Raw genomic sequence first — 22,106 nt, 5'->3', positions numbered from 1 at the left:
AGGCGCCGCCATTGTCGTTTCAGATATGACTCCCGGCAGCCTTTTCCGGAAGCTGGCGGCTCACGACCCAGCGGCAGAGCAGGGCGTCCAGGGAGATGTAACCGGCACCCTTGATCACCAGATAGGCCAGCAGGAAGGCCCAGAGCGTGCGCTGATCCCAGATCAGGCCATCGGAGAAGCGGTCGAACCAGGCGCCAGCGGTCTCCGCCCCGACATTGTGCACGGTGATATCGACGATGGACTGCACGACGATGAAGCCGATCATGCCGAGTGCGGCGAGCCGTGTGAACAGCCCGAGGACGATGAGCAGAGGCAGGACGAATTCGGCGTAGGTGCCGGCCCAGACGATGGGCGTCCACGGTAGGAAAGCCAAGTTCGAGACGTTGAAGCCGGCCGCCTCGACCGCGGGCAGGGCGATCTGGAAGTAGGCGCTGTCGGAAAGATTGAAGAAGCCCAAGAGCCCTTCGCCCACCTTGGTGCGCGCTGAATTGAGGAAGTAGAAATACAGTACGGCCAGAAAGGCGAAGCGCGCCGCCAGGCCGAGCAGCCAGCGCTCCGTGCCGACCTCAAGAGCAGTGAACACCCGGTGGTGCAGGCCTGCGATCTTCTCGATTGGTCTCAAACTCGTCATCCTTTTTGTTTTCCCCCCGCGTTCCTCTCTGCCCCCATGCATGCGTGAAAGGCTCCGCTTTCGATGAGCAGGCCGATGGCCGGAGCGAGGTCGAACGAGGGGGTATTCCCGATGGCGGCTTCAGCGGCCGCCTGCAAATTCCGTCCAGACATCAGTGCTTCGATGAACGAAAACTGGCCGGGCGCGAGCTTGTAGACTTTCACCTGCAAGTTCGGGCGGGTGATCAGCACGCTCTCCGGCTCGCCGGCATCGATGCGCTCGGGCATTTCTCCGCCGCGGTTGGCAGTGAAGAGTGCGTGGATGGCGTAGCGGGAGCGGACGATGCGGGCGGCTGGATGCGAAATGAAGCACGCACCGGCCAGGGCCTCCGGAGGCAACGTTCCGACTTCCTCCGGTGCCAGCGGCGCGGCATCGGCCGCGTGATAGGCGTCCAGCCAGGCGCGTTCCAGACGGGCGAGGTCGGGAAGGTATTTCAAATGGCGAACCGGCTCGAGCTTTGCGAGAAAGCCGGCGAACTCATGCCCATATTCGATGACCATGCGTGAGCGCGGCGGGTGGGCGCGCAGAAAGTCGCGGGCAACCAGGCGGAAATTGTGTTCGCCCAGCAGACGTGCAACGGCGGGGAATATCTCCGCAAGCGCCGTCACGAGGCTATAGGTGACGTTGTTGCGGTAGACGTTGAAGCGTTTGTCAGCGGCTTTGCCGCGTGGGCCTGTTATCCGGTCGGGCTTGGGCTGGTCAGGGTCGAGGATGGCGGCGCTGAATGCCGCGCCGTAGCTTCTTGCGGCAGCCGGTGCGCCGTCGCCTCTATGAGAGGTGGATTGCATGGCGCTTTCCTGCGTCAGGCGCGATGCTTTGTCGTTTCAGGATCGTCTCGGCAGCCATGGCCTCGGATCTGAGCACCGGCCAGTCGGGGATGTCGGCGTCCCATTCGACGAGTGTGGTGATCGGTCCCTGCCTGGCGATTACCATCTCGTAGAGGGTCCAGACCGGGTCTGCCACGGGTCGGTCATGGCTGTCGATAAGCAGCGGCGCGCCTTCATCGTCTTCCTGCTCGTCATGGCCGGCCAGATGGATTTCGCCGACATGCTCAAGGGGGAAGTCGGCCAGATATTCGGTAGCGCTGTAGCCGTGATTGGTGGCGGAAACGAAGACATTGTTGACGTCGAGCAGCAGTCCGCAGCCGGCGCGGCGGACGACCTCGCGCAGGAAGTCGGTCTCTTTCCACGTGGATTCCTTGAAAAGCACGTAGGTGGACGGGTTTTCCAGAAGCATCGACCGGCCGATGGCTTCCTGCACCTGATCTATATGCGCGCAGACATGCGCCAGCGTTTCGTTCGTATAAGGCAGGGGAAGGAGGTCGTTGTAGAAGACGTCGTCATGGGTCGACCAGGCAAGGTGCTCCGATACGAGGCAGGGCTCGTAGCGTTCGACGAGGCCGGCGAAACGTGCCAGATGTTCCTTGTCCAGCGGGTCAAGGCCGCCGATGGACATGCATACGCCATGCAGCGACACGGGAAGCATTTCGCGGATTTTCGTGAGCGCTGCGTGCGGCGGTCCTCCCGCGCCCATGTAGTTTTCCGCATGCACTTCAAGAAAACCAATAGAGTCGGGCTCGGCAGCGATAGCTTCCAAATGCTGCGGCTTGAAGCTGGCGCCGGCACGACCGATAGGGTTGAATGCCGGGAAACGGCCATGAGTTGCTGGCTTTTTTGGAAGTTCATTCACCATGGTCTTTTTCCCGGCGCAGTTTCTGAGCTTCAGCCTTACGACGGGATGTCCCTGTCGAGCGGCTCAGGCGAGCCCATGCGGTCGCCGGGCAATTCCACCGTGGTGCAGGTGCCGCCATCGACGAATTTCCAGGCGTTGCCCTGATAATCGACCTTGGAAGTGCCGGCGCAGGTGGTGCCGGGACCGGCGGCGCAGTCATTCTGGCCAGCTAGGGAGACACCGTAGCATTTCTCCATGCCGGCATCCATCGCAGCCTTGGCCTCGGCCTCGCTCAACGGGGCCGCGGCGGCACCTGAAGCAAGAGCGGCGGTAACGACGCTGGCCAGATAGGCCGCGCCTACTATGTTCTTTGTGGACATGCATTTCTCCTCTCGAGGTTAAATCGAAGCCGGAGGTTGACCGGCTCGATAACTTTTCCAGAGGCGCTGTTCACTTGGAAATCAATCGAACGCGAATATTTGTTCACTCATGCGTGAACTCTTCCGGACGGGGTGCGAATGGATCCGATGAGCTTCTCGAATTCCCGGATTTCCTCGGGCGTGGTGGCATAGGATGCGACGAACCGGCAGAGTACCTCCCCAGGGCCTGGCTTGTCGGCGGCATCGTTGGGAGCCGACCAAGAATGGAACCGGGCGCCGTTTTTCTCGAGATGAGCGACTGCCTTCGATGAGAGAATGGCAAACACCTCGTTTGCGCCGGGGCGCCAGGCAAGACGTGCGTCGGACGACCCCTCCAGGGCGCCGGCCAGACGCTTTGCCATCTCGTTGGCGTGAGACGCGTTTCGGAGCCAAAGGCCATTTTCGAAATAGGCGTCGAACTGGGCGGCGATAAACCGGCTCTTGGAAAAGAGATGAGCGGCACGTTTGCGGATGAAGGGAAGGTCTCGCGCCTTTTCCGGGTCCATCACGACAATCGCCTCCGCGCACCAGCAGCCATTCTTCGTGCCGCCGAAGGACAGGATGTCGATGCCGCGCTTCCAGGTCATTTCCGCCGGTGTGGTGTCCAGGGCCACAAGCGCGTTTGCGAAGCGGGCTCCATCCATGTGCAGGGGAAGAGCATGATTGCGGCAAATGCCGCTGATCGCTTCAATGTCGGAAAGGCTGTAGACGGTGCCGACTTCCGTGGCCTGGGTCAGGGAAACGGCCATGGGCTGGCCGGCATGGACGAATTCGGGAGGGAAGCGACCGATCGCTTCTTCAAGGGTCTGAGGGTCCATACGGCCTTCGGCACCGGAGATGCCGCAAAGGCGTGCGCCGCCGGTCAGATATTCGGGCGCGCCGCCTTCATCCTCGCGGGCATGGGCTTCGTTGTGGCAGAAGGCGACTCCGCCGGGCCGGTTGACGGCGGCGAGCGAAAGCGCATTCGCGGCGGTGCCGGTGGCGACAAAAAAGACCGCGACCTCACGCTCAAATATCTCGCAGAATCGCATTTCCACCTTGCGGTCGAGTTCGCTTGTTCCATATGCGGGCGCAAAGCCATCGGCGTGACGATGAAGGGCTGCACTGATTGCCGGATGGGCTCCGGCCCAGTTGTCGGAGGCGAAATTCATACTTGCTGGGATCCCATGGATGCGGCAGCAAATTGACAGTCGACTGCGATGGACGCAAGGGACCGACACGGAGGGGCCTGTGGAGGGGCGCTTCGCTCTTCCGGAAGTTGCGGGTTCGGCGGATATCCCGCAATTTTGTTGCTCTAATCCGATGAATTTTTGTGTTTTCGTCTTGTGCGATCTGTGATTTTCTGGCATGTCAGCAAATAGGACAGTAGTACTGTCTTATTTATTCGCGTAACTAGTGACCGAATTGGTTATAATAGCGGTTCGGGCGATCTGGCTTGTGCGAACGCGGCGGGAGGCGGCGGATACGGCGCGGAACGCTCATAAGAAGATGCGTATGCCGGCAAATGCGGCTAGCGCGCTTCCGGCTTTTCGAAAGATGCGCCGAGCTGAAAATCGGGATGTGCCGCCAATGACGAGGCCCGCCCGCAAGTGATCGACGCCCCGGCTCCCGGGGCCAGACGTGGAGGAAGTAGCGATGACGGAAATGACGCCATCTGTATCGATCGGACGGATGTCCGCCGTACAGGACGGGACGATCACCGCCAAACGCGGTTCCACGGCTAACGGTGCCTTTTATGCCGCGCGGGGCCTGCCGGCCGCGCAGGGTCTTTATGATCCCCGCAACGAGCACGATGCCTGCGGCGTGGGCTTTGTTGCGCATATGAAAGGAAAGAAGTCCCATTCCATCATCGGCGACGGGCTGGCGATGCTGGAGAATCTCACCCATCGCGGCGCGGTGGGTGCCGACCCGCTGGTAGGCGACGGTGCTGGCATGCTCGTGCAAATCCCCGACGGTCTCTTCCGCGAGGAGATGGCAAGGCAGGGCTTGGAACTTCCCGCACCCGGCACCTATGGCGTCGGCCATGTCTTCATGCCGCAGGACAAGGCCATGCAGGATCATATCGAGGAAGTCATCGCGGATGCGGTCCGTTCGGAGGGTCAAATCCTGCTCGGCTTCCGCGACGTGCCGGTCGACAATTCCTGCCTGTCCAAGGCCCCTGAGATCGTTGCTGCGGAACCTGTCCACCGGCAGGTTTTCATCGCGCGCGGCGCGGGCGTCACGGACGAAGAGGATTTCGAGCGCCGCCTTTATATCCTGCGCAAGGTCATTTCCGGGCGCATTCATCACGAAACGGAAGGCAGGGACAACGGCTTCTATATCGTGTCGTTGTCGGCGCGAACCATCGTCTACAAGGGGATGTTCCTCGCCTATCAGCTCGGCGCCTATTACCACGACCTGAAGGACGAGCGTTTCGAATCGGCGCTGGCGCTGGTGCATCAGCGGTTCTCCACCAACACCTTCCCCTCCTGGAAGTTGTCGCACCCTTACCGGATGGTCGCCCACAATGGCGAGATCAACACGGTGCGCGGCAACGTCAACTGGATGGCCGCGCGCCAAGCTTCGGTCGATTCGGAGCTGTTCGGCAACGACATCTCCAAGCTGTGGCCGATCTCATACGAGGGTCAGTCAGACACGGCCTGCTTCGACAATGCGCTCGAGTTCCTCTACCAGGGCGGCTATCCCATGGTGCACGCCATGATGATGCTGATCCCCGAAGCGTGGGCCGGCAACAAGCTGATGAGCGCGGAACGTCAGGCCTTCTACGAGTATCATGCCGCGCTCATGGAGCCGTGGGACGGTCCGGCGGCGGTTGCCTTTACCGACGGTCGTCAAATCGGCGCGACGCTGGACCGCAATGGCTTGCGCCCAGCCCGCTATCTGGTGACGGACGATGATCGTGTCATCATGGCTTCGGAAGCCGGCGCGCTGGTAGTGCCGGAGGAGAACGTCGTTTCCAAGTGGCGGCTGCAGCCGGGCCGTATGCTGCTTCTCGATCTGGAGCAGGGGCGTATCGTATCCGATGACGAGTCGAAGGCGGAGATCGCGACCAAGCATCCGTTCAAGGAGTGGCTGAAGAACACCCAGCTTATCCTGGAAGAGCTGAACCCGGTGGAGCCGCGGGCGCTGCGCAAGGATGTGTCGCAGCTCGACCGCCAGCAGGCGTTCGGCTACACGCAGGAAGACACCAGGATGCTGATGGCGCCGATGGCGACCACCGGTCAGGAAGGTATAGGATCCATGGGGACCGATACGCCGATCTCGGCGATGTCGGACAAGTCGAAGCTGCTCTACACCTATTTCAAGCAGAATTTCGCCCAGGTCACCAATCCGCCGATCGACCCGATCCGCGAGGAACTGGTGATGAGCCTCGTTTCCTTCATCGGGCCGCGGCCGAACATCTTCGACCTGGTAGGAAGCTCGCGCCGCAAGCGCCTGGAGGTGCGCCAGCCGATCCTTACGAACGGCGATCTGGAGAAGATCCGTTCCATCGGCCATACCGAGGATCGCTTCGACACCAAGACGCTGGACGTGACCTATTCGGCGGTTGAAGCGGCGGCCGGCATGGCCGGTGCGCTCGACCGGCTATGCGATCGCGCCGAAGCGGCGGTGGCCGGCGGCTACAACATTATCATCCTGTCCGATCGGCAGATGGGACCGGACCGGATCGCCATTCCGATGCTGCTGGCAACGGCCGCGGTGCATCATCACCTCATCCGCAAGGGTCTACGAACCGCGGTGGGGCTGGTCGTGGAATCGGGTGAGCCGCGCGAGGTGCATCACTTCGCCTGTCTTGCCGGCTATGGCGCCGAGGCCATCAACCCCTATCTCGCCTTCGACACGCTGCTCGACATGCATGCGCGCGGGGAGTTCCCGCCGGAGGTCGATCCGAACGAGGTGGTGAAGCGCTATATCAAGTCCATCGGCAAGGGCATCCTCAAGGTGATGTCGAAGATGGGTATCTCTACCTACCAGTCCTATTGCGGCGCGCAGATTTTCGACGCGGTGGGGCTGAAGAGCGACTTCGTCGAGCGCTACTTTACCGGCACGGCGACGACCATCGAGGGCATCGGCTTGGAGGAGATCGCGCGCGAAACCGTCCTGCGGCACAGCGCGGCGTTCAGCCCGGACCCGGTGTTGCAGGACTCGCTGGAGGTCGGCGGAGAATATAATTACCGCATTCGCGGCGAGGACCATATATGGTCGCCGGATGCCGTCGCCACCTTGCAGCACGCTGTGCGCAAGAAGTCGTGGGAGTCCTATCAGGAGTTTTCCAATCTAATCAACGGCGAGAGCGCGCGTGCGAAGACCATTCGCGGGCTGTTCGGCATCAAGATGGCGAACGAAACGGGCCGCAAGCCGGTGCCGCTGGAAGATGTCGAATCGGCGGTCGATATCGTCAAGCGCTTCTCCACGGGCGCCATGTCCTTCGGTTCCATCAGCCGCGAGGCGCACACGACGCTGGCGCGCGCCATGAACGCCATCGGCGGCAAGTCGAACACGGGCGAGGGCGGCGAGGAGGCAGACCGTTTCCTGCCGCTACCCGACGGCTCAATGAATCCCGAGCGCTCGGCCATCAAGCAGGTGGCGAGCGGACGCTTCGGTGTGACGACTGAATACCTTGTCAATTCGGACATGATGCAGATCAAGGTGGCCCAGGGCGCAAAGCCGGGCGAGGGCGGGCAGTTGCCCGGCCACAAGGTGGACGCGACCATCGCCAAGGTACGCCACTCGACGCCGGGCGTCGGGCTCATCTCACCACCGCCGCACCATGACATCTATTCCATCGAAGATCTGGCGCAGCTCATCTTCGACCTGAAGAACGTCAATCCCACGGCCGACGTGTCGGTCAAGCTCGTCTCCGAGGTCGGCGTCGGCACGGTTGCGGCCGGTGTGGCCAAGGCGCGCGCCGACCACATCACCATTGCCGGCTATGATGGCGGCACTGGCGCCTCGCCGCTCACCTCCATCAAGCACGCGGGCAGCCCGTGGGAGATGGGCCTTGCGGAAACGCACCAGACGCTGGTGCTCAACGGTCTGCGCTCGCGCGTTGCGCTGCAGGTCGACGGGGGTCTGAGGACCGGGCGCGACGTGATCGTCGGCGCGCTGCTGGGGGCGGACGAGTTCGGCTTTTCCACCGCACCGCTGATCGCGGCGGGCTGCATCATGATGCGCAAGTGCCATCTCAACACCTGTCCCGTTGGCATCGCCACGCAGGATCCGGTGCTGCGCAAGCGCTTCAAGGGCACGCCGGAGCATGTCATCAACTACTTCTTCTACATCGCCGAAGAAGTGCGCCAACTCCTGGCCGAGATGGGGGTGCGTAAGCTCGAGGAGATCGTCGGTCATTCCCAGCTTCTGGAAAAGCGGACCCTGGTGGAGCATTGGAAGGCGCGGGGGCTTGATTTCAGCCGCATCTTCTTCAAGCCTGATGCACCGGACAACGCAATCCGCTGGACGGAGCGGCAGAAGCATCCGATCGAGGATATTCTTGACCGCAAGCTGATCGCCGCCGCGATGCCGGCGCTGGAGAACAGGGAACCGGTCCGGCTCGACTTCGACATCTGCAATATCGACCGCTCCACGGGAGCGATGCTTTCGGGTGAGGTGGCCAAACGCTATGGCCACAAGGGGCTGAAGCGCGACACTATCTCAGTGCGCCTGACGGGCACGGCGGGCCAGTCCTTCGGCGCATTCCTGGCGCGCGGCATCTCGTTCGAGCTGATCGGCGACGGCAATGACTATGTCGGCAAGGGCCTCTCGGGCGGTCGCATCGTCATCAGACCCTCGGAACAGTCGAAGATCGTGCCGGAGGAGTCCATCATCGTCGGCAATACGGTGCTCTACGGTGCCATCGAGGGCGAGTGCTATTTCCGGGGTGTGGCCGGCGAGCGGTTCGCCGTGCGCAATTCCGGCGCGGTTGCGGTCGTGGAGGGTGTCGGCGACCATGGCTGCGAATATATGACGGGCGGCGTGGTGGTCGTGCTCGGCCAGACGGGGCGCAACTTCGCTGCCGGCATGTCGGGCGGCGTGGCCTATGTGCTGGACGAGGTTGGTGATTTCTCCGAACGCTGCAACATGGCGATGGTCGAGCTGGAGCCGGTGCCGGAGGAAGACGACATCCTCGAAAAGCTGCACCACCACGGCGGCGACCTTGCGCACAAGGGGCGCGTCGACGTCTCCGGCGACATGACCCGGCACGACGAAGAGCGCCTTGCCAAGCTGATCGCCAACCATCTCCACTACACGGGCTCCGAGCGGGCGCGGGTAATTCTCGATAATTGGGCGGAGTACCGGCCGAAATTTCGCAAGGTGATGCCGGTCGAGTATCGCCGCGCGCTCGAAGAGATGGAGCGTATGCGGATGGGTGTGGCGGCGGAGTGAGCGCGCTAAGGCTCGTTCACGCCCTGGTGTCGCTTCTGGTCGCCGTAGCGATTCCAATGGCAGTCTATCTGATGGCTGGCAGGGCAGGAGCAGAAATCGTCGTATTGGGTGCGGTCATCGGGTTTGCCTACTGGTACTGGGGGCCGTCGTAGCCACCGGTGTGACGGGTGCCCGGAACGATGCGGCAAGGAATTCTCCCGGGTTCCGGGATTGAGGATCGAAAACTGGTTGCGGGCCTGATCGGGCCGTCAGGAACAAGGGATGAGTATGGGCAAGGTTACAGGGTTTCTCGAAATCGACCGGCAGGTGCACAAGTATCAGCCGGCGGCCGATCGCATTCGCCATTTCCGCGAATTCACGTTGCCTATGTCGGACAAGGAAGTCGAGAAACAGGCCGCGCGCTGTATGGACTGCGGGATTCCGTATTGTCACGGTCCGACGGGCTGTCCCGTGCACAACCAGATCCCGGACTGGAACGACCTCGTCTACCAGGGAGACTGGGAGACGGCGATCCGCAATCTGCACTCGACCAATAACTTTCCCGAATGGACGGGCCGCATCTGCCCTGCGCCATGCGAGGAAGCGTGCACACTGAATCTCGAGGACATTCCCGTCGCCATCAAGACCATCGAGCAGGCGATTGCCGACAAGGCCTATGAACTGGGCTATGTGCGCCCGCAGCCGGCCGACAGGAAGACCGGCAAGCGGGTGGCGATCATCGGTTCGGGCCCGGCTGGCATGGCGGCTGCCCAGCAGCTCGGCCGCGCCGGCCACGAGGTGCATGTCTACGAGCGCGAGAGCCGGCCCGGCGGGCTGATGCGTTTCGGCATTCCCGATTTCAAGATCGAGAAGCACTATATCGACCGCCGCATCGAGCAGATGCAGGGTGAAGGCGTGGTGTTCCATTGCGGGGTCAATGTCGGCGTGGACAAGCCGGTCGAGGAACTGCTGGCCGAATACGAAGCGGTGCTTTATTGCGGCGGTTCGGAAAAGCCGCGCCCTGCCGGCATCCCGGGCGTGGAGCTTCACGGCGTCTATGACGCCATGCCCTACCTGGTGCAGCAGAACAAGCGGGTAGGGGGAGAGGATATCCAGTCCACCGCCTGGCCGGAAGAGCCGATCCTGGCAGGCGGCAAGCATGTCGTCGTGGTGGGGGGCGGTGACACGGCTTCGGACTGCGTGGGCACGGCGTTCCGCCAGGGCGCGGTGCGCGTGACCCAGCTCGACATTCGCCCCAAGCCACCGGAAAAGGAAGACAAGCTTACTGTGTGGCCTTACTGGGCCACCAAGATGCGCACGTCCTCATCGCAGGCGGAGGGCGCGGAACGGGAGTTCCAGGTGGCCACGCTCGAGTTCGTCGGCGACGAGGACGGCGAACTGACCGGCGTGAAGTGCTGTGAGGTGGATGAAAAGCGCAAGCCGGTGGCGGGCACGGAATTTATCATCAAGGCCGACCTCGCCTTTATCGCCATCGGTTTTGCCGGGCCCAACGAGGAGAGCGTGCTCAGGGAACTGGACTCCACGCTGGAGACTACAACCGACCGCCGCAACTCGACCAACGTGGTGGCCAACGATGAGGACTACCGCACCAATGTCGACCGCTTCTTCGCGGCGGGCGATGTGCGGCGCGGCCAGTCGCTCGTGGTCTGGGCAATTCGTGAGGGCCGCCAGGCCGCTCGCGCGATCGACGAGTTTCTGATGGGCGAGACGGTTCTGCCGCGCTGAGCGGCGGGGCTCACCATTGAGGTATCAGGGAAGGATCGACGTCGTGGTCTCGGCCGCGGTGTCTTCCGTTTCAGCTCCGGCAGGGGTCGGATCGAGAGCGAAGCTGTCGGCCCTGCCTGGAACGGTTCCAGCTTCCAGGGGCGGCGATCGCTTTTCCGTTTCGGGCACGGGTTGGTGCGAGGCGCCCAGCAGTTCCTTGTTCCCGTCCAGTTCGGGGCCCGCCAGCGAGATCGGTCCGGTGCGGTCGATCATCTCGGGTTCTATCGTCAGCAGGCCGGGCATCGGAAGATTCTGGATGTCGAACTGCTCGATGTCGGGCGCCACGGCGTCGCCGAGCAGCTTGTTCAGCGGTTTTTCCACGTAGAATGCCGCCTTGCGCTTGGCCGGGCGGGTGAAATTGATGCCGTCGCTGCCACGCAGGCGCACGGATTGACCGTTGATATCGGGTCCGGTGAAGACGAAGGCGCCGCTCTCGTCGACGAAGCCCTCCCATATGTCGACAAAAGTCCCGCCGGCGTTCTCGGAGGCCTTCTTGTAGTGGTCGTTAAAGGCCAGCATGTCGGACGACATGCTCGGCGATTTGAATGGCGGCATGCCGGTCCAGATGAAGGGCACGTCCTCATCCTTGAGCGCGGTGGCGAAAGCGTTCACCCGCCTTTCATATTCTTGGATCCAGGGCTCCGTTTGCGGGCGTTCACGCTGGCCGTCGATGACGAGCTGCTGGCGGTCATTGGAACCGATCATGACGACAACCACGGCCGGGTCGACCTCCTCCACTATGCCGGTGATTTCCGCATTCCAGTCATAGTAGTCGTCGCGCACGAAGCCGGAGGAGCCATTGGTGCGGTCGACGATGACGACGCCGGGCGATTCCTGGTAGGCTGCCTGCAGGCCCTCGGCCAGACCGCTTGCCAAAAAGTCGCCGACGACGAGGACAACGCGCGCATTCTCCAGTTTCTCGACCTCAGGCTCCGGTGGCGGGGCGGGGCGAGCGGCCCGCTGCGACGGTCTGCTCGACTGCCTGCGCGTGGAAGGAGGCGGTGCGCTTTGCCGTTGCCGGCTGGGTGCGGCTTGCGCGGGCGGTAGCTGGCGCTCCGGCGGCCCGCCGAAAAGCATGTCGAGAAGACCACGCCTGCGGATCAGCTCCTGGGCCTCCGCGGTGCCGGCAATGGGCGGAACAACGGCGAGGGCAAAGCCGCAAGCGGCGGCAACCAGTACCGCCTTGGCCAGAATTTTCCTCGTCCTTGTGCCGATGAGCAAGATGTCCTCCTTGCCGCACGTCCTGCCGGATATCGAACTGCGCTCCATCGTTGTTTTCCGCATTCAGCCGGAACGCAAGGAATTTTAGTTCCCCCGGAGCTTCCTTAGAACCTCTTTGCTGGGATGGCCGTCCTGGTTAAGCCCCATGCGCTCCTGGAATTGCCTGATGGCGTTGCGCGAGCCCGAGCCGATCTTGCCGTCGATCGGCCCATCATAATAGCCAAGCGCGCCCAGCCGCTTCTGCAGCTCTTCGGTTTCGCCGAAGGACAGGCGTTCGAACGGCCGGCTCCAATCGCGCACGAGGCCGCCATAGCCGGCTATCTGGTCCGCAAGGAGCCCGACGGCAATCGCATATTTGTCGGAATTGTTGTAGCGCTTGATGACGGAGAAATTCCTGGTCATCAGGAATGCGGGGCCGGCGCGCCCGTCCGGCACTTTCAACTCCGCGCTGTCAGACGGACGTGGGAAGGCCTTGCCGTTGGCGCGCACGACGCCGATGGATGCCCACCGTTGGAGCGACATGTTGCCGGCCGGGAATTTGCGGCCTCCGGGGAGAACGACCTCATAGCCCCAGGTTTCCCCGGGGCGCCAGCCATTCTTGCGCAGGAGGTTTGCCGCAGTGGCCAGCGCATCGGGCACCGAATTCCAGATATCGCGGCGGCCGTCGCCGTCCATGTCGACCGCATAGGCCTGGTAGCTGGTCGGGATGAACTGCGTGTGCCCCATGGCGCCGGCCCAGGAACTGGTGAGCTGGCGTTCGGTGACGTCGCCGCGCTGCAGGATCTTCAGCGCAGCGATAAGCTGCGTGCGTGCGAACTTGGCACGGCGGCTGTCGGCATAGGCGAGCGTGGCCAGGGAGCGCGGCAGGCTGCGCATGATGCGGTCGTTCTGGAGAGCTGCGCCATAGTTCGATTCGATCGACCAGATGGCCAGCAACACGGAGCGATCCACGCCGAACTGGCGCTCGATGCGATCCAGCCACGGCTTCCACTGGCGCGCAAGCTGCTGTCCCGTGCGGATAGCCTCTTCCTGCACCCGGTTGTCGAAATACTCCCAGGGCTCGGCGCGGAACTCCGGCTGATAGCGGGCCTTTTCCAACACTTCCGGATCAGGCGCGGTGATGCCGCGGAAGGCGCGATCGTAGACTTCGCCGGAAACGCCGTTCTGGATCGCGACAGAACGGAACTGTGCGACCCACCGCTGAAAGCCGGCATCCGCCCGGGCAGGCGAAACTGCGCCGGCTGCGAGAAGTGCGCCTACGAGAAACCCGCGCGCAATGAAGCCTGAAAGGGTTCGGCGTGACAACATTCCAACCTCCAAAGGAAATTCGTGCCCCATGATCGCCTATTGCGGTTAGTAAAGAGTTTACCATAGGAATCGTGCATGATGTGTGATGCCAGAAAATTCGCGCTATTTCACGGCGCAACCAACCCATTCCCCGCGCATTGACCGATGCGTGTCTTTCCACCAACCGATCTTGAAAAGGGGCCTTTTGCATGAAGAAGATCCGTAAAGCCGTGTTTCCGGTCGCCGGCCTGGGAACGCGGTTCCTGCCAGCGACCAAGGCGTTGCCCAAGGAAATGCTGACGGTGGTCGACAAACCGGTCATCCAGTATGTGGTGGATGAAGCGCGTGAAGCAGGTATAGAGCATCTGATCTTCGTGACCGGCCGCAACAAATCTGCCATCGAGGATCATTTCGATGTGCAGGTGGAACTTTACGACACGCTTTCGCGGCGCGGAAAGACAGAAATCCTCGAGCGCCTGAAGGCGATGCAGCCGCAGCCGGGGCAGACGAGTTTCACCCGCCAGCAAGTGCCGCTGGGGCTCGGCCACGCCGTTTGGTGCGCGCGGGAGCTGGTGGGCAACGAGCCTTTCGCCTTGCTGCTGCCCGACATGATCATGCAATCGGAAGCGGGCTGCATGAAGCAGATGGTGGACCTCTACGAGCAGACCGGCGGCAACATCCTCGCCGTCGAGGAATGCGATCCCTCCGAGACCCACAAATACGGCATCGTCGGACGCGGCAAGGACGCTCATTCGGGCTTCGAGATCACCGCCATGGTGGAAAAGCCGAAACCTGAGGACGCGCCGTCGCCGTTTTACATCAACGGCCGTTATATTCTTCAGCCGGAAATCTTTGCGCTTCTGGAGAACCAGGAGACGGGGGCCGGCGGCGAAATCCAGATCACCGACGCCATGCTGCGCCTGCACGCCGAACAACCCTTCTACGCGCACATCTATGAAGGCCGTACCTTCGATTGCGGCTCGCCGGAAGGCTTCGTGGAGGCCAATCTCGCCTTTGCACTGCAACGCGAGGACCTGAAGCCGTTCATCACACGTTTCGCCCGCGATATCCTGGCGCAGGAAGGGTAGGCGGATGCAATTTCAGCGGCGCAGGGTCACACCCATGAAGACGCTCGTGGTCTCGTAGTCACGGTCGGGCAGACTGCTCGTCTGGCGCTCATGGCGCGCCCGGCCGACCAAGCCGGCATAGCGGTTCAACCACCAGGTAAGGCTTGCCTCGCCGCTCAGGATCAGATCATGGCCGCCGCTGACATAGTCGCGGTAGGCGGCGCCGAATGCCGCTTCGCCGGTGAGGTTGGCACGCAGATTCCGTGAGGCGCGCAGCGTTCCAGAGTAAAGCATGGAGCCGCTCTGGCCTGCATCGGTGGTACCCTCAATGATTGTCGACCCGTCGAGGCGTACGGTCGTCTCCCGCACCGGCGACCATTCCATGGCGGCGGCGAGGGCCAGGCCGGAGATCGTTTCAAGACGGGAATCTTCGAAATCCTCCGAAATCCAGCCGGCCGAGATTTCGCCCGACAGTTTCTCCGACACGTTCACCGCCAGTCCGGCGCGGGCGCCCAGGCGCGTGGCGGAGCGGGCATAGCCGGCGCTGTCGTTTTCCTCATCGTAGAAGCGGCGCCCGCCCTCGACCTCCACGAATGGCGCGAGGCTGGGGGATATCTCATATCCGGCGCGAAGCCGCATCAGGGCCAGGGTCGAGTTGCGGTCGTCCTGCGAAAGGCGGGTGCCGTCACTCAACTCCGCTTCGCCGTACTGGATGCGTGTGACGTCGCCGGCAAGGCCGAGCCGAAGGCGCCCGAGGGATTTTTCGATGCCGAGCGTGCCATCGATCGTGTGACGCAGCGGCTGCCGATCGACGCTGGCGATCGCCACCGGGGAGGAGGCGGATTCGCGGGCGGCCCGGTAGCCGAGCGATGCGTTGCCCGTGAGGTCGTCGGCGAAGTCGAGCCGGAGCGCGGCGTCCGCGCCGCCTTCCAGCTCGGAAACTTCCTCGCCTGAGATAGATTTACGGTAGGTGCCGAAGGCGTTGGCCGTCGCCCCGTGGCGCGACCAGTCGGACACGGCTCGAAGGCGCAGCGTGGTCTGGGAGAGCACTGCTTCGCCGCCGTCGGGACTGTTATTGGCGTTCGACGTCCAGGTCAGACCCTGTTCGAGCTGCGGCACGACATTGAACGTTCCGATCCGCAGGCCGAGCGGCGCATAGGGGTCCTGCGGCTCGTCCCTGGCCTGCCCTTCCACGGGCACGACAGGCTGGTTGAGCCGCCGCGGCTCTTCCAGATATTTGGATTCGACGGGACCGGCCGGGCGCGTGCCTCCGGTGCTCAGATCATCAATTCCGGCGTCGGGCGGGTTCGCGTCAGCCGCCGTGGAAGAGCTGGGATCCTCGGCGTCGTTGGTGCGGGCACTCGGGCGCGATACCGGTCGGGCGGAGGGGTTCAACGGCGGGAACGGCTCCTGTGAGATCGTCGTGCCGACGCCTTCTCCGGAAGGAAACAGCGTGTCCATTTCCTCGTCGGTAACCGCTCCTTGGCTCGCCGGTTCGTAGGCAGGGGCCGGTATGCCTCCCGTTCCCCCGGCGAGGAGACTGGAGCTGACTTCCTGCTCGTTCACGGCACCGCGAAGCTGGTATTCCTGCGCATGAACGGCCTGGGCAAAAAGCAGCGGGCCGGCAAAGGCAGCCAGCCGCCAAACAGCGTAGTTCCCTGCCGGAGGTAATCGCGACATTGCTACCCGAATTCTCGTGCGGCCCGTCGGGCCCTGGTAATTAAACGGTAAACGCCGATGGTTAACACATAGTTGAATTGCGCGAACGAACATGTGCGCGGCCTGTGCCGGCAAAGAGGATTGGACATTGGCTGGTGAAAGCGCTAAGCGCCATCGCATGCACGGCGCACCCAGAAAAAAGACCGATCCGGCACAGGCTATCGCTTCGGCGATGCGGACGCTCGAGACCGAACGGAAGGGGCTCGCGGAACTGAGCCAGGCCCTGACCGACGGGCTGAGCGAACCTTTCGCGGCGGCTGTTGACGCGATCAGCGGCATCTCCGGCCGCGTCATCGTCACCGGGGTCGGCAAGAGTGGCCATATCGGTTCCAAGATCGCCGCGACGCTCGCCTCCACGGGAACGCCGGCCTATTTCGTGCATCCCGCCGAGGCCAATCACGGAGACCTCGGGATGATCGCCCGCGATGATGTGATCATCGCACTTTCATGGTCGGGGGAAAGCGCCGAACTGAAGGGCATTGTTGCCTATGCAAGACGCTTCTCGATACCGCTCATCGCCATCACCTCCGGCGAAAAGTCGGCGCTTGCGCGCGAATCGAGCGTCGTGCTCCGCCTGCCCAAGGCGGCCGAAGCATGCCCTCACGGGCTGGCGCCGACGACCTCGACGCTGCTGCAACTCGTCATCGGCGATGCGCTGGCCATCGCACTCCTGGAGGCGCGTGGCTTCACACCCGATCATTTCCGGACATTTCACCCAGGCGGACAGCTTGGCGCCAATCTGATGCATGTGGGCGACATCATGCATTCGGGCGGGGACCTGCCGCTGGTTTCCACCGGTACCGGAATGCGGGAAGCCATTCTCGAAATCTCGAGAAAGGGATTTGGTTGCGTCGGTGTGGCAGCCGCCGACGGCCGGCTGACCGGCATCATCACCGATGGCGACCTCAGACGCCACATGGACAGCGACATATTGTCGATGAGTGTGGACCAGGTGATGACCCGCAATCCCAAGACCATCGCGCCCGACACGCTGGCCGCCACCGCGCTGCAGATGGTGAATTCCTCGGCGATCACCACGCTGATGGTGGTCGAGGGGGACAAGCCGGTTGGCATCGTCCACCTGCACGACCTTCTGCGTATCGGAGCGGCGTAGGTCTGCGCTCAGGCCTTCTCGACCTTGAGCTCGCCGCTATCTGCGTTCGTCACCCGCACGCGGGTCCCGGCTGGCAGGTCGGGGCCGGAGACGCGCCAGGTGGTATCGTCGATGCGGATGCGGCCATAGCCGTTGTCGATGGGTTCCTCCAGTGAGGCGGTGCGCCCAACAAGCTGCTCCGCACGCTTGTTAAGCAGCGGCTGATCGGTGTCGTTCGCCCGCCGCGCGTCCATGAGCCTCTTGCCGATGAGCGCCGAAGCGATGGACAATGCCAGGAAGACGAGGACCTGCACCTGCCAGGTCAACCAGGCCAGGCCCCAGAATTGCAGCGCGAGCGCGCCGGTCAGGATGGCGGCAACTCCGATCCATAGAAGGAAAATGCCGGGGACAAGCAATTCGAGCGCCAGCAGGACGAAGCCAAGCACCATCCAGTTCCATGGGCCGAGTTCGGTCAGAATCGATTGAAGCATGGCCGGGCCTCAATCGCGGGCCAGGCCGGTCGTCGGCGGACGGGGTGTGGAGGGGCGCGGGCTCTTGCCGTCCTCGCCGAACACGTCCCGCGCGATCTGGCCGATGCCGCCCAGCGTTCCGATCAGCGAAGACGCTTCGAAAGGCATCAGCACGATCTTGTTGTTGGCCGACGAACCGATCTTGGCGAGCGCTTCGGTATATTTCTGCGCGACGAAGTAGTTGACCGCCTGAACGTCGCCCTTGGCAATGGCCTCGGAGACGACCTGGGTGGCGCGGGCTTCGGCTTCTGCCGCGCGCTCGCGCGCCTCGGCGTCGCGGAAAGCGGCTTCGCGCCGGCCCTCGGCTTCAAGGATCTGGGCCTGCTTGAGACCTTCGGCTTCGAGAATCTGAGCGCGCTTGTTGCGTTCGGCCATCATCTGCCGCGCCATCGATTCAACGAGGTTGGCGGGCGGGTTGATGTCCTTGATCTCAACGCGGGTCATCTTGATGCCCCACGGATTGGCTGCCTCATCGACGATGCGCAGGAGCTTTTCGTTGATCATGTCGCGGTTCGACAGAAGCTCATCGAGATCCATGGAGCCCATGACCGAACGTATATTGGTCATGGTCAGGTTGAGTATGGCGTTCTCCAGGCCGGATACCTGATAAGCCGCCTGCGGCGCACTTAACACCTGGTAGAAGGCAACGCCGTCCACGGCGACAATGGCGTTGTCGCGCGTGATGACCTCCTGGGTCGGCACATCCAGCACCTGCTCCATCATGTTCATCTTCGCGCCAACGCGGTCGATGAAGGGGGTGATGATATTGAGGCCGGGTGAAAGCGTGCGCGTGTAGCGGCCGAAGCGTTCGACCGTGTAATTATGCCCCTGCGGCACCGTCTTGACGCTGACGAACAGCAGCAGGAGGACAAGGACGACGAGGACCGGAATAAGAATATCGAGACCTGAAAAAAGCATTGCGTGATCCCTGCGGGTGGAAATGGATTAAAGCTGCCGCACTATCTCACAGATTGCGACCTATAGGTAAGAGGGTGGCTGTCCTGTTTTAAGCCCATCCCGCCAATTCGCGACGGACGAGAGTTTCAATCACTGCCATGCCTTCGGCGCTGTCGTTAAGGCAAGGTATGTGGGTGAAGTTCCGGCCGCCTGCCTCGTGGAAGATTTCGCCTGCCTCGATGGCAATTTCCTCAAGCGTTTCCAGGCAGTCGGAGACGAAGCCGGGATTAAGGACAGCGATTGACTGCACGCCGTCGCGCGCCAGTTTCTCCACCGTCTTGTCCGTATAGGGCTGGAGCCATTCCTCCGGGCCGAAACGGGACTGGAAGCAGGTGATCAATTTCGCCTCGTCCCACCCGAGCCGATCGCGCAGCAGCCGCGTCGTCTTCTGGCAGTGGCAGTGATAGGGATCGCCGCGCCGGAAATAGCTCTGCGGAATGCCGTGATAGGACGCGATCACCACCTCCGGTTCGAAGTCGACCGTCGCCAGGTGCTGTTCTATGGAACGTGCGAGCGCTTCTATATATGCCGGCTCGTCCTGATAGGAAGGTATGGTGCGGATCGCCGGCTGGAAGCGCATCTTCATCAGCGCCTCGAAGAACTTGTCATTCACGGTTGCCGTGGTGGTCGCGGAATATTGCGGGTAGAGCGGAAACATGACGATGCGTTCGCAGCCGCGTTCCATCAGGCTCTTGGTGACCGTCTCGATGGAGGGATTGCCATAACGCATGGCCCAATCGACAACGACATTGTCGAGCCCTTCGAGCGTTCCTGCCAGTTTCTCGGCCTGGGAGCGGGTGAATGTCCGCAGAGGCGATTCATTGCGCTCCCTGTTCCATATCGTGTCGTAGGCCGCGCCCGATTTCTTCGGTCGGGTGTTCAGCACGATGCCGTACAGAATGGGATACCAGATGGCGCGCGGCCATTCGATCACCCGCTTGTCCGACAGGAATTCGCGAAGATAGCGCCGCATGGGCCAGTAGCTGGTGCCGTCGGGCGTGCCAAGATTGACGAGCAGGACGCCGACCTTGCCGATCCTGACCGGCGGGTGTCCCTCGGGAAGTACCGTCGCAGACTTGGCGGCCCCGGCTTCCGGCATCGTTTTCAACGTCATCTCAATCCAGCTCCTATGCGCGCCTTGAAGCTAGTGGAGGAGCGGATAAATACAATGGCGCTTGTGGCCGCAGGGGAAGGGTGGTCCCGCCGACAGGGGCGAGACCGATAGATGCTTTGCCGGTTCTGCTATTCGGCAGCGGGGACGACGATTGCCGCCCCGACCATCAGCCGACGGGCCGTGTGGTCGGGATTGGCTTCCGCCAAGGTCCGCCACTTGCGGGGATCGCCGTAGAAGCGCTGGGCAAGATCCCAATAGGTGTCGCCGCGCGCGATAGTATGGCTCTGCCCATCCTCGGCCATGGTCGTTTCGCTCGCCATGGGCGTATCGGCTGCTGCTTCACCGGGTTCAGCCGTGCCGTCGGCACTTTCCCCGGCCATATCGGCGGAAGGACCGCTCGCCTCTTCCGTGGCTCCGGCAGAAGCCGTCGCGGCCTCGACCTTGGTGATGCGTCCGTCTATGGCTGGCTGGTAGGGGCTGTTTTCGGTCAGATAATCAGCGAAGACCTCTTCCAGGCCCGGCCCATAATCATAGGCGTTTTCAGCCTTTTCGGCGAAGAGCTTGTAGCCGTCGCCGCCGTTGCGCATGAAGTTGTTGGTGGCCACTGAATATGTCTTGTCGGGATCGATCGACTGCCATTCGCCGTTTTCGCTGACCTCGACATTGCTTACCCGGCCTTCGCCCGGTGCAACGGACGGATCGAACGAGAAGCGCAGGCCGGAGACTTGCGGGAACCGCCCGGCGCCTTCTTCGAGCTGGCTGACGCCGCTCTCGAGCGAGGCGATGACATCCTCGCCCTTGATCTGGAAGGTGGCGAGCGTGTTCTGGAAAGGCAGGACGCCGAGCACCTCGCCCATCGTCACCTCGCCTGCGTCGATAGAGGCGCGCAGGCCCCCGCCATTGGTGATGGCGAAATCAACCCCTTGGTCCTTCGTGCGCGCAAGCATTGCATCGGTGACGGCGTTGCCCATCTCGCATTCGCCAGCGCGGCAGTTCTCGCGGCTGCCATCGATAGGGGCGGTGGTCTGGGCAACGACCTTCTGCTTGAGCTCCTCGATGGGGCCGCCCAGTTCGGCGACCCGCTCGGCGACGGCTTCGTCCGGCTGCACGGTCGCGTCCAGAAGATGCACGTCGCCGGTGGCTTCCGTCACGACGCCCTCATCGTTGAACACCACCTTCAGTTCGCCCAGATATTTGGAGTAGGAGGCAGCTTGCACGACAGGCACCTGGTAGCCGTCCGGATTGTCCACCATGGTCGGATAGGGGCCCTCGGCACCTTCGATCGTGTTCGACAGAAGCGTGTTGGTGTGGCCGCCCACCACGACGTCCACGCCTGGTATCTTGGCGATGGCGGCAAGGTCGCGCGGATAGCCGACATGGGTTACGGCAATGATCTTGTTGACGCCCTCGGCTTTTGCGGCCTCGACGGCGGCGGTTATACCTTCCACGTCCTCTATGATGCTCACATTCTCGCCTGGCGATGAAAGCTCGGCCGTGTCGTTCGCCACCGCGCCGACGATGCCGATCTTCTCGCCGCCCTCTCCGAGGATGACATATTCCTTCACCCGGTCGCCGAGGCTGGAGGCCTCGCTGGCTTTAACGTTAGAACCCAGAACCGGGAACTCCGCCTTGTCGAGAAAAGTGGCGAGGCCGTCCTCGCCGTCGTCGAATTCGTGGTTGCCGACGACCATGGCGTCGGTCTTCATCAGGTTCAGGAACTCGGCTTCGACCGCACCCTTATAGGTTGTGTAGAAGAGCGATCCCTGGAAGTTGTCGCCGGCGTTGAGGAAGAGGACGTTCTGGCCGTCAAGCGCCTCCCGCCGGTCGCGCACTGCCGTCACCAGCCGTGCCGCGCCTCCAAAGCAATTGCCCTCCGCCTCGTCTTCGGCCGAGCACGTCGAATCGTATTTGTTGATGGATTCGATGCGGCTGTGCCAGTCATTGATGTGCAGGATATTGAGCGTGTAATCGGCAAAGGACTGGGTCGCCGTGAGGGCAAGCGCCGACGAAGTCAGGGCAAATAGGGCGAGCTTCTTCATTGTTCATCTCCCGAAGGTGGCTAAGCCGGTGTCACCGCGCGACAGCAGTCCGGTTGTAGTGTCAGCCTGTGTCGGTTTCGTAACGCCTGCTGGGCAGCATGTTCCCACCGGGTCTGGTCCGATGCAAGGGAAACCTGTGCCGGTGGTACGTCCCCCGCAACCCTTGTTTTG

The 22,106-nt window shown here is 62.6% G+C and carries 17 protein-coding genes; 5 read left to right on the top strand and 12 right to left on the bottom strand.

Annotated features, from left to right (window positions below; all coding sequences use genetic code 11):
• Positions 1 to 19: 19 nt before the first annotated feature.
• From N1058_RS15730 to N1058_RS15710, 5 genes are all read right to left on the bottom strand, one after another.
• The gene (locus N1058_RS15730; protein ID WP_265518557.1) at positions 20 to 631 is read right to left on the bottom strand and encodes a DoxX family protein; all 612 of its coding nucleotides are present in this window, start codon (positions 629 to 631) and stop codon (positions 20 to 22) included.
• Positions 628 to 1,458 (bottom strand): HvfC/BufC N-terminal domain-containing protein, encoded by an 831-nt coding sequence (locus N1058_RS15725; RefSeq protein ID WP_265518556.1) that lies wholly within the window; start codon positions 1,456 to 1,458, stop codon positions 628 to 630. Before N1058_RS15725 ends, N1058_RS15730 begins: the two co-directional genes overlap by 4 nt.
• Positions 1,439 to 2,362 carry an MNIO family bufferin maturase gene (gene bufB / locus N1058_RS15720; protein ID WP_265518555.1) on the bottom strand — a complete coding sequence of 308 codons (924 nt, stop codon included), beginning with the start codon at positions 2,360 to 2,362 and terminating at the stop codon, positions 1,439 to 1,441. Before bufB ends, N1058_RS15725 begins: the two co-directional genes overlap by 20 nt.
• Before the next feature lie 35 nt (positions 2,363 to 2,397).
• On the bottom strand, positions 2,398 to 2,721 hold the full coding sequence (locus tag N1058_RS15715; RefSeq protein ID WP_265518554.1) for a BufA1 family periplasmic bufferin-type metallophore: 324 nt from the start codon (positions 2,719 to 2,721) through the stop codon (positions 2,398 to 2,400).
• Positions 2,722 to 2,828: 107 nt separating this feature from the next.
• The gene (locus N1058_RS15710) at positions 2,829 to 3,911 is read right to left on the bottom strand and encodes a threonine aldolase family protein (protein WP_265518553.1); all 1,083 of its coding nucleotides are present in this window, start codon (positions 3,909 to 3,911) and stop codon (positions 2,829 to 2,831) included.
• Positions 3,912 to 4,395: 484 nt separating this feature from the next.
• Here N1058_RS15710 and gltB point away from each other — a divergent pair, with 484 nt between their 5' ends.
• From gltB to N1058_RS15695, 3 genes are all read left to right on the top strand, one after another.
• Entirely contained in the window at positions 4,396 to 9,144 is a 4,749-nt protein-coding gene (gene gltB, locus N1058_RS15705) for a glutamate synthase large subunit (RefSeq protein ID WP_265518551.1), read from the top strand.
• On the top strand, positions 9,141 to 9,296 hold the full coding sequence (locus N1058_RS15700) for a hypothetical protein (protein ID WP_265518550.1): 156 nt from the start codon (positions 9,141 to 9,143) through the stop codon (positions 9,294 to 9,296). The genes gltB and N1058_RS15700 overlap by 4 nt, the downstream gene beginning before the upstream one ends.
• Before the next feature lie 115 nt (positions 9,297 to 9,411).
• Positions 9,412 to 10,869 (top strand): glutamate synthase subunit beta, encoded by a 1,458-nt coding sequence (locus tag N1058_RS15695; protein WP_265518700.1) that lies wholly within the window; start codon positions 9,412 to 9,414, stop codon positions 10,867 to 10,869.
• A gap of 24 nt (positions 10,870 to 10,893) precedes the next feature.
• Here N1058_RS15695 and N1058_RS15690 read toward each other — a convergent pair whose 3' ends face one another.
• Together N1058_RS15690 and N1058_RS15685 are read right to left on the bottom strand one after the other, a co-directional pair.
• A complete protein-coding gene (locus N1058_RS15690; protein WP_265518549.1) occupies positions 10,894 to 12,129 on the bottom strand; it encodes an SGNH/GDSL hydrolase family protein in 1,236 nt (411 codons plus the stop codon).
• 84 nt (positions 12,130 to 12,213) lie between these two features.
• Positions 12,214 to 13,437, bottom strand: coding sequence for a lytic murein transglycosylase (locus N1058_RS15685; RefSeq protein ID WP_265518548.1), 1,224 nt, complete (start codon positions 13,435 to 13,437; stop codon positions 12,214 to 12,216).
• Between the two features lie 188 nt (positions 13,438 to 13,625).
• Here N1058_RS15685 and galU point away from each other — a divergent pair, with 188 nt between their 5' ends.
• Entirely contained in the window at positions 13,626 to 14,504 is an 879-nt protein-coding gene (galU, locus tag N1058_RS15680) for a UTP--glucose-1-phosphate uridylyltransferase GalU (RefSeq protein ID WP_265518547.1), read from the top strand.
• A gap of 12 nt (positions 14,505 to 14,516) precedes the next feature.
• On the opposite strand, the gene N1058_RS15675 is transcribed toward galU, so the two are convergent.
• Positions 14,517 to 16,163, bottom strand: a complete 1,647-nt coding sequence (locus tag N1058_RS15675) for an outer membrane beta-barrel protein (RefSeq protein ID WP_265518546.1) — start codon at positions 16,161 to 16,163, stop codon at positions 14,517 to 14,519.
• A 157-nt stretch (positions 16,164 to 16,320) separates the two neighbouring features.
• Here N1058_RS15675 and N1058_RS15670 point away from each other — a divergent pair, with 157 nt between their 5' ends.
• Positions 16,321 to 17,316: a KpsF/GutQ family sugar-phosphate isomerase gene (locus N1058_RS15670; protein WP_265518699.1), complete on the top strand. Its 996-nt coding sequence runs from the start codon at positions 16,321 to 16,323 to the stop codon at positions 17,314 to 17,316.
• 8 nt (positions 17,317 to 17,324) lie between these two features.
• Here N1058_RS15670 and N1058_RS15665 read toward each other — a convergent pair whose 3' ends face one another.
• From N1058_RS15665 to N1058_RS15650, 4 genes are all read right to left on the bottom strand, one after another.
• The gene (locus N1058_RS15665) at positions 17,325 to 17,786 is read right to left on the bottom strand and encodes an NfeD family protein (protein ID WP_265518545.1); all 462 of its coding nucleotides are present in this window, start codon (positions 17,784 to 17,786) and stop codon (positions 17,325 to 17,327) included.
• Positions 17,787 to 17,795: 9 nt separating this feature from the next.
• Positions 17,796 to 18,743, bottom strand: coding sequence for an SPFH domain-containing protein (locus tag N1058_RS15660; protein WP_265518544.1), 948 nt, complete (start codon positions 18,741 to 18,743; stop codon positions 17,796 to 17,798).
• An 88-nt stretch (positions 18,744 to 18,831) separates the two neighbouring features.
• Complete coding sequence (hemH, locus tag N1058_RS15655) at positions 18,832 to 19,896, bottom strand: ferrochelatase (RefSeq protein WP_265518543.1); 1,065 nt, start codon at positions 19,894 to 19,896, stop codon at positions 18,832 to 18,834.
• Positions 19,897 to 20,024: 128 nt separating this feature from the next.
• Complete coding sequence (locus N1058_RS15650; protein ID WP_265518542.1) at positions 20,025 to 21,935, bottom strand: 5'-nucleotidase C-terminal domain-containing protein; 1,911 nt, start codon at positions 21,933 to 21,935, stop codon at positions 20,025 to 20,027.
• Between the last annotated feature and the right edge of the window lie 171 nt (positions 21,936 to 22,106).

Source organism: Nitratireductor luteus, from assembly GCF_026162365.1.
Lineage (GTDB): Bacteria > Pseudomonadota > Alphaproteobacteria > Rhizobiales > Rhizobiaceae > Chelativorans > Chelativorans luteus.
The sequence above is the reverse complement of the archived record's forward strand: the minus strand, read 5'-3'. Positions and strand labels throughout refer to the sequence as shown.